Here is a 12303-nt window from a genome sequence, read left to right on the forward strand (position 1 = left end):
GCAAGATATTAAAATGCCTTGAGAAAAGGGACCAAAAGGTCCCTTTTTATCTCAAAAATCACGCGGTGATCGCACTCTGTGGCAGAGGTGTACCTGCTTGAAGCTCACGCCTGGCGGGGCCTGCAGCCTCATGCGGCAATCCCGCTGTGGCGCAACAAGGCATCCACCTGAGGCTCACGGCCACGGAAGGCGCGGAACAGCTCCATCGGCTCCTTGGAACCGCCCTTCTCCAGGATGTTCTTCAGGAAGGAGTGGCCGGTCACCGGGTTGAAGATCCCCTCCTCCTCGAAGCGGGAGAAGGCGTCGGCGGAGAGCACTTCCGCCCACTTGTAGCTGTAGTAGCCCGCCGCATAACCGCCGGCGAAGATGTGGGAGAAGCTGTGCTGGAAGCGGTTGAAGGCCGGCGGCGTCATCACCGCCACCTCGCGACGCACCTCGTCCAGCAGCGCCGGGATCTGATCCGCATTGGCCGGGTCAAACTCCTGGTGCAGACGGAAGTCGAACAGGGCGAACTCCAGCTGGCGCAGCATCTGCATGGCCGCCTGGAAGTTGCGGGCGGTCAGCATCTTCTCCAGCAGATCGGCAGGCAGCGGCTCGCCGGTCTCGTGATGGCCGGAGATGAAGGCCAGTGCCTCGGACTCCCAGCACCAGTTCTCGAGGAACTGGCTCGGCAGCTCCACCGCGTCCCAGGCCACGCCGTTGATACCGGCCACGCCAGCCACGTCGATCCGGGTCAGCATGTGGTGAATGCCGTGGCCGAACTCGTGGAACAGGGTGACCACTTCGTTGTGGGTGAACAGGGCAGGTTTGCCGTCCACCGGGCCGTTGAAGTTGCAGGTCAGGTAGGCCACCGGCTTTTGCAGCGAACCGTCCTGACGGTAGCGACGACCCAGGCAGACGTCCATCCAGGCGCCGCCCTGCTTGTGCTCACGGGCATAGAGGTCGAGGTAGAAGCTGCCACGCAGCTCATCCTCGGCATCGAAGATGTCGTAGAAGCGCACGTCCGGGTGCCAGGTGTCGATGCCGAGGCGCTCGCGCACCTTCATGCCGAACACCCGCTTGACCACCTCGAACAGCCCTTTCACCACCTTGCTGGCGGGGAAGTAGGGGCGCAGCTGCTCGTCGGAGATGGAGAACTTGTGCTGCTTGAGCTTCTCGGCGTAATAGGGGATATCCCAGGCCGCCAGCTCGCTCTGGCCGTGCTGTTCGCTGGCGAAGGCGCGGATCTCTTCGAGCTCGGCCTTGCCCTGCGACAGGGAGCGGCGCGCCAGATCGGTGAGGAAGTTCACCACCTGCTCCGGCTTGTCCGCCATCTTGGTGGCAAGGGAGAGCTCGGCGTAGTTGGCAAAGCCGAGCAGCTGGGCCAGCTCGCGGCGCAGGGTGAGCAGCTCGGTCATGATGGCGGAGTTGTCCCACTTGCCGGCATTCGGCCCCTGGTCGGAGGCGCGGGTGGTGAAGGCCTCGTACAGCTCGGCGCGCAGGGCGCGGTTGTCGGCATACATCATCACCGGCAGGTAGGAGGGGATGTCCAGAGTGAACAGCCAGCCTTCCTTGCCCTTCAGCTCGGCCAGCTGGCGAGCGGCTGCCTGTGCACTCGCAGGCAGCCCGGCCAGCTCGGCCTCGTCGGTAACCAGCTTGCTCCAACCCTGGGTCGCGTCCAGCACGTTGTTGCTGAAACGGGATGCCAGCTCGGAGAGACGGGCCTGGATCTCGCCGTAGCGCTGCTGTGCCTCGGCAGGCAGGCCGATGCCAGACAGGCGAAAATCGCGCAGGGTATTCTGGATCTCCTTGCGCTGGGCGGCGCTCAGCAGGGGGAAATCGTCGCTCTCGGAGAGAGCCAGGTAGGCTTGATAGAGCCCTTCGTGCTGGCCGACATAGGTCTGGAATTCGGACAGCAGCGGCAGGCAGGCGTCGTGGGCCTCGCGCAGCGCCTCGCTGTTGAGCACGGAGTTGAGGTGGCTGACCGGCGACCAGATCCGGGACAGACGGTCATTTACTTCTTCCAGCGGGGCGATCAGGCTGTCCCAGGTATGGGGCTCGCGCTGGGCCAGCACATCGCTGATCTTCTGTTTGCAATCGGCAATAGCCTGCGTCACGGCAGGCTGTACCTGGTCGGGCTGGATCTGGCTGAACGGGGGCAGCGAGTCCATTGTCAGCAAAGGGTTAGTCATCCGGCAATACCTCTAAATTCTCTACAGCCCCTGCCGTCCAGAAGCTTGCTTGGACTACCTAAGATGTAGGCAGAAACCCCATTAATCAAGCCTTTGCCATCGAGAGCGAGGGCCGCGGCCCACATTTGGTCAAAAGGTGCGCGCAAAACGACCAGATAGCCTCCCAGAAACGACAATGCCGGCCCCGGGGCCGGCATTGTCTGCATTGCATAGAAGGCGTCCTGCCATCAGGCCCGGGCATCTTCCTTCAGCCACTGCGCCACGCGCTTGGCGAAGTAGGTGAGGATGCCGTCGGCCCCGGCCCGCTTGAAGCAGAGCAGGGACTCCATGATGCTCTCCTTCTCCTTCAGCCAGCCGTTCTGGATCGCCGCCATGTGCATGGCGTACTCGCCGCTCACCTGGTAGGCAAAGGTCGGCACGCCGAACTGATCCTTCACCTGGCGGATCACGTCCAGATAGGGCATGCCCGGCTTGACCATCACGCTGTCGGCCCCTTCCTGGATATCCAGCGCCACCTCGTGCAGGGCTTCGTTGCTGTTGGCCGGATCCATCTGATAGGTGGCCTTGTTGCTCTTGCCGAGGTTGCCGGCCGAGCCGACCGCGTCGCGGAACGGGCCGTAGTAGCAGGAAGCGTACTTGGCGGAGTAGGCCATGATCTGGGTGTTGATGAAGCCGTTCTCTTCCAGCGCCGCACGAATGGCACCGATACGGCCATCCATCATGTCGGATGGCGCCACGATATCGACCCCGGCGGCAGCATGGGAGAGCGCCTGTTTCACCAGGATTTCGGTGGTGATGTCGTTCAGCACATAGCCTTCATCATCGATGATGCCGTCCTGACCGTGGGTGGTAAACGGGTCGAGCGCCACGTCGGTGATGACCCCCAGCTCCGGGAAGCGGGCCTTCAAGGCACGCACGGTGCGCTGGGCCAGCCCGTCCGGGTTGTAGGCCTCTTCCGCCAGCAGGCTCTTCTGCTCGAGTGGAGTGACCGGGAACAGGGCGATGGCCGGCACGCCAAGTGCCACCAGTTCGGCGGCCTCCTCCAGCAACAGATCGATGGAGAGACGCTCCACCCCCGGCATGGAGGGGACGGCTTCACGGCGGTTCTCCCCCTCCAGCACGAACACGGGGTAGATGAGATCATTGGCGGTCAGTACGTTCTCGCGCACCAGACGACGGCTGAAATCATGTTTGCGCACCCGGCGCAGGCGGCGGCCCGGAAAGGTGCCTGGAAGAGTTGTAGCCATGAGTCACTCCAAAAGAGGAAGTTGGAAAAACGCGGCGGAGGTGGCCCGGGTATGGGCCAGCAAGGCCTCGGGCGCTTCACCACGGCAGGCCGCCACCACCTGGGCGATGTGCGGCAAAAAAGCGGGTTCGTTGCGTTTGGGTCTGGGTTTCAGGTCCCGCGGCACCAGGTAGGGGGCGTCCGTCTCTATCATCAGCCGGCCGGCCGGAATGCGGGCCACCTGCTCGCGCAGCTGCTGACCACGGCGTTCGTCGCAGAGCCAGCCGGTCACCCCGATATGCAGCCCCAGCGCCAGACACTGGTCCAGCTCTTGATCGGAGCCGGTGAAGCAGTGCAGCACGGCCCCCGGCAGTTTGGGCAGCCAGGGGCGCAGGATCTCGATGAAACGGGCGTGGGCATCGCGGCAATGGAGAAACACCGGCATCCCGAGCTCGGCGGCCAGCGCCAGCTGGGAATCGAACACCGCGTCCTGCACCGGACGGGGCGAGAAGTCGCGGTTGTAGTCGAGACCGCACTCGCCGATGGCCACCACCTGTGGCAGCGCCGCCAGCTCGCGCAGGGCGGGCAGGGTCGCCTCATCGACACTCTTGGCGTCGTGGGGATGGAGCCCGGCGGTGGAGAAGCAGTAACCCGGCCAGCGGGCGGCCAGGGTGGCGCTCTCGCGACTGCCGACCAGATCGGTGCCGGTCAGGATCAGCGCCTCCACCCCGGCGGCGCGGGCGCGGGCCACCAGATCGGCCTGTTCATCGGCGAACTGGCTGCTGGTCAGGTTTACACCTATGTCGATCATGGGGTCAGCGGGTCCGAACAAAAGGAAGACATATCAGGTATTTGAAAACCATCTACTCGATGGGGCCTTACCATACGCCTCGAACGGGAGCATGAAAAGAGGAAGGGAGCCTCAGCTCCCCTCTTCCGTTGATTCCTGTTGCTCCTCATCCTCTTTCTTCACGTAGAAGCGGGCGAAGAACAGACCTATCTCCCACAAAGCCCACATGGGGATCGCGAGCAAGGTCTGGGAAAAGACATCGGGCGGCGTCAACAGCATGCCGACCACGAACACCCCGACGACGACGTAGGGACGTTTCTCCTTCAGGCTCTTGGGGGTGGTCACCCCGGTCCAGCACAGCAGTATGGTGGCTACCGGAATTTCGAACGCCACCCCGAACGCGAAGAACAGGGTCAGCACGAAGTCCAGATAGCTGGCGATGTCGGTCGCCACCGTTACTCCGGCGGGCGCGGTGCTGGTGAAGAAACCGAACACCAGCGGGAACACCACGTAGTAGGCAAACGCCATGCCGGCGTAGAACAACACGGCACTGGAGGCGACCAGCGGCATGATGAGACGCCGTTCATGCTGGTACAGACCGGGGGCGATGAAGGCCCAGGCCTGGTAGAGCAGATAGGGGATCGCCACGAAGAAGGAGACCACCAGGGTCAGCTTGATGGGCGTCAGGAAGGGCGTCGCCACGTCCGTCGCTATCATGCTGGTCCCTTCCGGCAGCTGGCTGAGCAGCGGCTGGGCCACGAAGTCGTAGATGTTGTTGGAGAAGTAGATCAGCGCGATGAACACCAGCAGGATGGCGGTGATGGAACGCAGCAGGCGCGTTCTCAGCTCCACCAGGTGGCTGATCAGAGGTTGCTCGGCCTGACTCATGGCTGCTTCACCTCCCCTTGTTCGGTATGTGGCTGGGCACCGGAGCGCTCATCCACGATCGCAGTCTGTTCCGGCGCGGCCGCCGCGGCGGCTGGCGGCACCGGCTCCTCCTTCACCTGGGCCGATGCCGATGCGGGATGGATGGTGTTTTGCTGTTCGTATGGACGGGTCACCGATTGTGCGGCCGCTTTCAACTGCTCGATAGACTCCTGCAGCTCGGGGCTCAGGTTGTTCATCTGCAGCTGTTCGGCCTTCTTCAGGTCGTTGTGCAGATCCTGCAACTTGAGCTCCTGCTCCAGCTCGGCCTTGACCGAGTTGGCAGTGCTGCGGATCAGTCTGATCCAGTGGCTGGCGGTACGGATCGCCACGGGCAGCCGCTCGGGGCCGAGCACCACCAGGGCGACGACACCAATGACAACCAGCTCCCAGAAACCGATATCGAACATGGATTAGGCCTGATCTTTATCTTTCTGCTTGGCGGCATCGCTAGGCTGGCCGGCCGCTTCGTTCAGCTGCTTCGGCGGAAACTCGGCATCCTTCTGCTCGGACTTGGCATCGCTCGGCTCGTCAGAGAGCGCCTTCTTGAAACCCTTGACCGCGGCGCCCAGATCACCACCGATGCCACGCAGCTTCTTGGTACCAAACAGCAGCACGACGATGACTGCGATGATCAACAATTGCCAAATACTGATACCACCCATGATTTTTATCTCCAGGACAGGCGCCCGCTGGCGCGGTTTATTTAATGAGAACGGGTCCGCAACCAACCCAGCAGCCAGCATAACCCGGCGCCGGCGAGGCTGATTTGTCCCCACTCAATGTGTTGTTTTTGGGTCAGCAAGAATACACCGGCCAATAGCAGGCTGGCTCCAACCCCTAAGAGGTAGCGAGCCTGTCCTTGCCGACGGCTGTGGCGGCGGAACTCGGCGAACATCTGGTCGAAATGGTGCTGTTGATGGCGAGTCTGGCGCAGGGTCTCGTAGACCAGTTCCGGCAGTTCCGGCAGCTTCTCCGCCCAGAATGGCGCCTTCTCCTTGATGGCAGTCCACACCGCCTTGGGCCCCACCTGCTGGTACATCCAGTTTTCCAGATAGGGTTTGGCGGTCTGCCACAGATCCAGCTGGGGATAGAGCTGACGACCCAGCCCTTCCACATAGAGCAGGGTTTTCTGCAGCAGCACCAGCTGCGGCTGCACCTGCATGTTGAAACGACGGGCGGTGTTGAACAGGTTGAGCAGCACGTGGCCGAACGAGATCTCGGACAGCGGCTTCTCGAAGATGGGCTCCAGCACGGTACGGATGGCGAACTCGAACTCGTCCACCTTGGTATCGGGCGGCACCCAGCCGGACTCCACGTGCAGCTCGGCCACCCGGCGATAGTCGCGGTTGAAGAAGGCGAGGAAGTTCTCCGCCAGGTAGCGCTTGTCTTCCCGATTGAGGGTGCCGACGATGCCGCAGTCGATGCCGATCCAGAGTGGATTCTCCGGATGTTCATAGGAGACGAAGATGTTGCCCGGGTGCATGTCGGCGTGGAAAAAGCTGTCGCGGAACACCTGGGTGAAGAACACCTCCACCCCGCGCTCGGCCAGCAGCTTCATGTTGGTGCCGTTGGCCTCCAGCGCCGCGATGTCGGAGACCGGAATGCCGTAGATCCGCTCCATCACCAGCACCTGCTCGCGGCAGTGCTCGGTGAACACCTCGGGCACGTAGAGCGCCTCTGAGCCGGTGAAGTTGCGGCGCAGCTGGATGGCGTTGGCTGCCTCCCGCATCAGGTTGAGCTCGTCGAGGATGGTCTTGCGATACTCCTCCACCACCTCGATGGGGCGCAGTCGTCCGCTCTGGGGCACGAAACGGGCCACCAGGCGGGCCAGCGCCTGCATCAGCCGCAGGTCGGCCTCGATGACCGGCTCGATATCGGGGCGGATAACCTTGATCACGATCTCGCGGCCGTTCTCCTTCAGCCTGGCGGTATGCACCTGGGCGATGGAGGCGGACGCCAGCGGCGTCTCGTCGAAGTCGTCGAACAGGGTCTCTATGGTGCAGCCCAGGCTTGCCTCGATCTGGCGACGGGCGGCCTGACCGCAGAAGGGGGGCACCCTGTCCTGCAGCAAAGCCAGCTCTTCGGCGATATCCGGAGGCAGCAGATCGCGCCGGGTCGAGAGCATCTGGCCGAACTTGATGAAGATGGGGCCGAGCGCCTCGAAGGCGAGCCGGATACGGGCACCACGGCTCAGCTCCTGGTGTTTGTTCTTGAGCCAGAACAGGCTGCGGCGGGCCAGCCGGCCGGGCCAGGGCTGATAACGGGCGGGCACCAGCTCGTCGATGCCCTGCTCCAGCAGGATGCTGATGATGCGATAGAGGCGCTTGAACTCCTTCGGTGTCATCAGGCTACCCGCTGTTCGAAGCGGGCCAGCCGCAGCTCGACCGCTTTCATCTGTTGCGCCAGCAACTCGACATCGTCGTTGAAGCTGGCCACTTCCAGCGGACCCGGCGCAAGCCGGATCTCTTCGGTCAGATACTCGGCCAGCTGACGCTGGCTGCGGCACAGTTCACGGCCCAGCAAGCGACGCGCCTGACGAGCACCACGCAGCAGGGTGTGGGCCAACACGTCGCCGGTGTAGCGGGACAGCTCCTCTTCCCAGTCAATGTCGAGCTCACCCAGCAGCACGCTGAACGCCTGCACCAGCTGGGGGTCGCCGCTCAGATCCAGCTTCTCCTCGCGGATGTAACGCGTCAGAGAGGAGGGATCCTTGAGCAGGCCGAGGGCAGTCAGGGAGAGGCTCAGCACCGCATCGGCCTCCCCTTCAAACTTGGCCAGCACATCCAGCCGGCGCCCGGAGAAGACAAACCAGAGCGGCTTGAGCTCGCGCAGCTCCAGTTTGAGTACCTTGCCCGCCAGCTTGCGCAGCCGCTCGGGGCTCTGCTTGTCCAGTTCCAGCAGCCGGTTGAGGCTGGTTTCGATCACCGCGGTGACCATGGCATCCATCGGCATAGGCGACCTTAAAACTTGTAACCGCGGTGCAGGGCGACCACGCCCTGGGTCAGGTTGTAGAACTCCACCTGCTCGAAACCGACATTTTCCATCATGCCGGCCAGGGTCTGCTGATCCGGGTGCATGCGGATGGATTCCGCCAGGTATTTGTAGCTTTCGCTGTCGTTCGCGACGATTTCGCCCATTTTCGGCAGCAGTTTGAAGGAGTAAAGGTCATAGAGCTTGGCGATCACTTCGCTCACCGGCTTGGAGAACTCCAGCACCAGCAGACGGCCGCCCGGCTTCAGTACCCGGAACATGGAGGCGAGCGCCTTGTCCTTGTCGGTAACGTTGCGCAGGCCGAAGCCGATGGTGATGACGTCGAAATGGTTGTCCGGGAAGGGGAGCGCCTCGGCGTTGGCCTGAACGTAGGAGACGTTGTTGGCCACCCCCAGGTTGCGCAGCTTATCGCGACCCACCTTGAGCATGGAATCGTTGATGTCGGCCAGCACCACCTGACCGGTTTCACCGACGATGCGGGAGAACTTGGCGGTCAGATCGCCGGTACCACCGGCCAGATCCAGCACCTTCTGGCCCTTGCGCACACCGGAGCAGTCGATGGTGAAGCGCTTCCACAGGCGGTGGATGCCGAACGACATCAGATCGTTCATCAGATCATACTTGGCTGCCACCGAATGGAAGACGCCGGCGACCAGGGTTTCCTTCTCGGTCGCGGCCACGGTTTTAAAGCCAAAATGCGTTGTCGTAGTCTGTTCTGACATCCCTTAAACACCCATAGAGCAAAGAATGGCCGCCAGTTTACCAGAGCCAATGGCGTGCGGACACCTTAAACCCGGCTGGCGACCAACTGCATCCCCAGCACCACCATGGCCAGACAGAGAAACAGGTTGAGGCCGATGTTGAGCAGCGCCTTGAGATAAGCGCCATGCTGGGCCAGCGCTACCGTGTCCAGCGCAAAAGAGGAGAAGGTGGTGAGGGCACCGAGGATCCCCACCATCAACAGCGGCTTCATCGGGTGTTCGGCTATGTGGCCGTTCAGGATGAGGGCGTAGGCTACCCCCATGATGAAGGAGCCGATCAGATTGACCATCAGGGTGCCGTAGGGGAAGTGGCGCCCCAGCAGCAGCGCCATCAGCTCGGCGATGCCAAAACGCAGGCAGGCACCGATGGCTCCGCCGGCAGCAACAAATAACCAGGTTTGCATGGAAGCAGACTCCACAGTATCAGGCCGACATTATGCAAAATGTCGACCCGGGGGGACAGCAGGGCAATTAATCGACGCCCTCGGCTCAACGGCGAAAATCGACCGGTTCGCTCTGCGCCAGGTGCAGCGTAGTTTGGGCCGGCCTGGTCTCGGCAATCAGTTTGCCATGGCGAATGGAGTAGCGTACCGGCACCTGGCGGCGCACCGCATCGAAGCCGTTTTCGGCAGGCAGGATCAGCAGGTTGGCCGGTTTGCCCAGCTCGATGCCGTAGCGATCCTGCACGTTCAGAGTGCGGGCGCTGTGACTGCCGATCAGCTTGAGGCTGTCGTTGATCTCTTCGTACCCCATGATCTGGCAGACATGCAGCCCCATGTGCAACACCTGCAGCATGTTGGCCGTCCCCATGGGATACCAGGGGTCGAACACATCGTCGTGACCGAAGCAAACGTTGATGTTCGCCGCCAGCATCTCCTTCACCCGGGTGATGCCGCGACGCTTGGGATAACTGTCGAACCGCCCCTGCAGGTGGATATTCACCAGCGGATTGGCGACGAAGTTGAGGTCCGCCAGCTTCAACAGCCGGAACAGGCGCGACGCATAGGCCCCGTTGTAGGAGTGCATGGCGGTGGTGTGGCTGGCGGTCACCCGCTGACCCATGCCGCGCTCGTAGGCCAGGGTCGCCAGCGTCTCGATGAAGCGGGACTGCTCGTCGTCGATCTCGTCACAGTGCACATCCACCAGAACCTGATACTTCTCGGCAAGATCGAACACATAGTGCAGACTTTCGACCCCGTATTCCCGGGTAAACTCGAAATGGGGGATGGCACCGATCACGTCGGCACCCAGCTTGAGCGCCTCTTCCAGCAACGCCTTGCCGTTCGGGTAGGAGAGGATCCCCTCCTGCGGGAAGGCGACGATCTGCAGCTCCACCCACTCCTTCACCTCTTCCCGCACCTCCAGCATCGCCTTGAGAGCGACCAGATTGGGATCGGAAACATCGACGTGGGTACGGACAAACTGGATACCGTTGGCGATCTGCCACTTCAGCGTCTGGATGGCGCGCAGTTTCACATCCTCGTGGGTCAGCATTGCCTTGCGCTCGGCCCAGCGTTCTATTCCCTCGAACAGGGTGCCGGAGAGGTTCCAGCTCGGCTCGCCCGCCGTCTGGGTGGTATCGAGATGGATGTGGGGTTCGATAAAGGGGGCAATGGCGAGCCCCTCCTCCCCATCCAGCTCATGGGTGGAGAGCAGATGAGTGCTCATGGGCTCGATGGCACGGATCAGGCCATCCTGGCAGAGGATCTGCCAGGTCCCCTCCCTGCCGGCCAGGCGCAGGTTCTTTATCAGCATGTTTTTCTTCCTTTTTTCAGCCGCCAATTGCTTTTTCAAACCACAACTTAGCTTGGATCAATTTGATAGAAAAGCGTTCATATTGAATACATATGAGACTGTTACTATTGATAGACAGCAACAATAATAGGGAGTTGATTGGGATGAAAGCAGGATTGACCGAGATCGGCAGCGCAGGCTTGTTTCACGAGTATCTGCAGACGCTGGGCATCAGCAAGCCACCGTTGACCTCGATAGAGAAGCAGTGGGAATACAAGCGCGATGAACGACTGGTGGCTGCCATCCAGATAGAAGCGTCGGGGCAGCCCCGTTTCTATCTCGATGCCAGACAGATATCGATGAATTGAAAAAGCAGAAACAAAAAAGCCTCCCGATTGGGAGGCTTTAATATTTAATGGTGCTGATACCCAGAATCGAACTGGGGACCTCATCCTTACCAAGGATGCGCTCTACCGACTGAGCCATATCAGCACACTAACCGGTAAAGACCACGCTCACCGCGTAATCTAAAATTGGGTGCCTGGCAGTGTCCTACTCTCGCATGGCGAATGCCACACTACCATCGGCGCTACAGCGTTTCACTTCTGAGTTCGGCATGGGGTCAGGTGGTTCCACTGCGCTATTGCCGCCAGGCAAAAATCTTCAATCTGAAAAAGCTGATTTAGTTATTCGTTCTCGGTATCTGCTACAAGTCTTCGAACACTTCTTGGGTGTTGTATGGTTAAGCCTCACGGGTAATTAGTATGGGTTAGCTCAACACGTCGCCGCGCTTACACACCCCACCTATCAACGTTGTGGTCTCCAACGGCCCTTTAGGACCCTCAAGGGGTCAGGGATGACTCATCTCAGGGCTCGCTTCCCGCTTAGATGCTTTCAGCGGTTATCGATTCCGAACTTAGCTACCGGGCAGTGCCACTGGCGTGACAACCCGAACACCAGAGGTTCGTTCACTCCGGTCCTCTCGTACTAGGAGCAACTCCCTTCAATCATCCAACGCCCACGGCAGATAGGGACCGAACTGTCTCACGACGTTCTGAACCCAGCTCGCGTACCACTTTAAATGGCGAACAGCCATACCCTTGGGACCGACTTCAGCCCCAGGATGTGATGAGCCGACATCGAGGTGCCAAACACCGCCGTCGATATGAACTCTTGGGCGGTATCAGCCTGTTATCCCCGGAGTACCTTTTATCCGTTGAGCGATGGCCCTTCCATTCAGAACCACCGGATCACTATGACCTACTTTCGTACCTGCTCGACCTGTCCGTCTCGCAGTTAAGCTGGCTTATGCCATTGCACTAACCTCCTGATGTCCGACCAGGATTAGCCAACCTTCGTGCTCCTCCGTTACTCTTTGGGAGGAGACCGCCCCAGTCAAACTACCCACCAGGCACTGTCCGCGAGCCCGATTCAGGGCCCTGCGTTAGAACATCAAACATACAAGGGTGGTATTTCAAGGACGGCTCCAGCGCAACTGGCGTCACGCCTTCAAAGCCTCCCACCTATCCTACACATGTAGGTTCAATGTTCAGTGCCAAGCTGTAGTAAAGGTTCACGGGGTCTTTCCGTCTAGCCGCGGGTACACCGCATCTTCACGGCGAATTCGATTTCACTGAGTCTCGGGTGGAGACAGCATGGCCATGGTTACACCATTCGTGCAGGTCGGAACTTACCCGACAAGGA

12 protein-coding genes, 1 tRNA gene and 2 rRNA genes (1 of these 15 only partly in view) are annotated in these 12303 nt (G+C 61.0%); 1 reads left to right on the forward strand and 14 read right to left on the reverse strand.

Translation table 11 applies throughout. The features are described 5' to 3' along the window. Positions 1-128: 128 nt before the first annotated feature. The 11 genes from prlC to I6L38_RS18950 form a co-directional block, all read right to left on the reverse strand. Positions 129-2171 carry an oligopeptidase A gene (gene prlC / locus I6L38_RS18900; RefSeq protein ID WP_010635571.1) on the reverse strand — a complete coding sequence of 681 codons (2043 nt, stop codon included), beginning with the start codon at positions 2169-2171 and terminating at the stop codon, positions 129-131. A gap of 227 nt (positions 2172-2398) precedes the next feature. Next, positions 2399-3418 (reverse strand): porphobilinogen synthase, encoded by a 1020-nt coding sequence (gene hemB / locus I6L38_RS18905; RefSeq protein ID WP_043169612.1) that lies wholly within the window; start codon positions 3416-3418, stop codon positions 2399-2401. A 3-nt stretch (positions 3419-3421) separates the two neighbouring features. Next, positions 3422-4207: a TatD family hydrolase gene (locus I6L38_RS18910; protein WP_216988836.1), complete on the reverse strand. Its 786-nt coding sequence runs from the start codon at positions 4205-4207 to the stop codon at positions 3422-3424. A 111-nt stretch (positions 4208-4318) separates the two neighbouring features. Continuing rightward, positions 4319-5074 (reverse strand): twin-arginine translocase subunit TatC, encoded by a 756-nt coding sequence (gene tatC, locus I6L38_RS18915; RefSeq protein ID WP_005307280.1) that lies wholly within the window; start codon positions 5072-5074, stop codon positions 4319-4321. Then, complete coding sequence (gene tatB / locus I6L38_RS18920) at positions 5071-5520, reverse strand: Sec-independent protein translocase protein TatB (RefSeq protein ID WP_043169615.1); 450 nt, start codon at positions 5518-5520, stop codon at positions 5071-5073. The genes tatC and tatB overlap by 4 nt, the downstream gene beginning before the upstream one ends. Positions 5521-5523: 3 nt before the next feature. Further along, on the reverse strand, positions 5524-5775 hold the full coding sequence (gene tatA, locus I6L38_RS18925) for a Sec-independent protein translocase subunit TatA (protein WP_005307275.1): 252 nt from the start codon (positions 5773-5775) through the stop codon (positions 5524-5526). A 41-nt stretch (positions 5776-5816) separates the two neighbouring features. Beyond that, positions 5817-7457 carry a ubiquinone biosynthesis regulatory protein kinase UbiB gene (gene ubiB, locus I6L38_RS18930; RefSeq protein ID WP_005307274.1) on the reverse strand — a complete coding sequence of 547 codons (1641 nt, stop codon included), beginning with the start codon at positions 7455-7457 and terminating at the stop codon, positions 5817-5819. Then, on the reverse strand, positions 7457-8065 hold the full coding sequence (locus I6L38_RS18935) for an SCP2 domain-containing protein (RefSeq protein ID WP_005307271.1): 609 nt from the start codon (positions 8063-8065) through the stop codon (positions 7457-7459). Before I6L38_RS18935 ends, ubiB begins: the two co-directional genes overlap by 1 nt. An 8-nt stretch (positions 8066-8073) precedes the next feature. After that, positions 8074-8826, reverse strand: a complete 753-nt coding sequence (gene ubiE / locus I6L38_RS18940) for a bifunctional demethylmenaquinone methyltransferase/2-methoxy-6-polyprenyl-1,4-benzoquinol methylase UbiE (protein ID WP_010635575.1) — start codon at positions 8824-8826, stop codon at positions 8074-8076. A 65-nt stretch (positions 8827-8891) separates the two neighbouring features. Further along, on the reverse strand, positions 8892-9269 hold the full coding sequence (gene crcB / locus I6L38_RS18945; RefSeq protein WP_043169617.1) for a fluoride efflux transporter CrcB: 378 nt from the start codon (positions 9267-9269) through the stop codon (positions 8892-8894). 85 nt (positions 9270-9354) lie between these two features. Next, positions 9355-10620, reverse strand: a complete 1266-nt coding sequence (locus I6L38_RS18950; RefSeq protein ID WP_043169619.1) for a cytosine deaminase — start codon at positions 10618-10620, stop codon at positions 9355-9357. Positions 10621-10712: 92 nt separating this feature from the next. Between I6L38_RS18950 and I6L38_RS18955 the strand changes: the two genes are divergently transcribed. Continuing rightward, positions 10713-10967, forward strand: coding sequence for a hypothetical protein (locus tag I6L38_RS18955; RefSeq protein ID WP_052248699.1), 255 nt, complete (start codon positions 10713-10715; stop codon positions 10965-10967). Between the two features lie 48 nt (positions 10968-11015). Here the strand turns inward: I6L38_RS18955 and I6L38_RS18960 are convergent. The 3 genes from I6L38_RS18960 to I6L38_RS18970 form a co-directional block, all read right to left on the reverse strand. Continuing rightward, positions 11016-11091, reverse strand: a tRNA-Thr gene (locus I6L38_RS18960). A 47-nt stretch (positions 11092-11138) separates the two neighbouring features. After that, positions 11139-11253: ribosomal RNA gene (gene rrf / locus I6L38_RS18965) — 5S ribosomal RNA — on the reverse strand. Positions 11254-11337: 84 nt separating this feature from the next. Continuing rightward, positions 11338-12303: ribosomal RNA gene (locus I6L38_RS18970) — 23S ribosomal RNA — on the reverse strand (it continues 1923 nt past the right edge of the window).

The organism is Aeromonas sp. FDAARGOS 1408 (genome assembly GCF_019048665.1).
GTDB lineage: Bacteria > Pseudomonadota > Gammaproteobacteria > Enterobacterales > Aeromonadaceae > Aeromonas > Aeromonas dhakensis.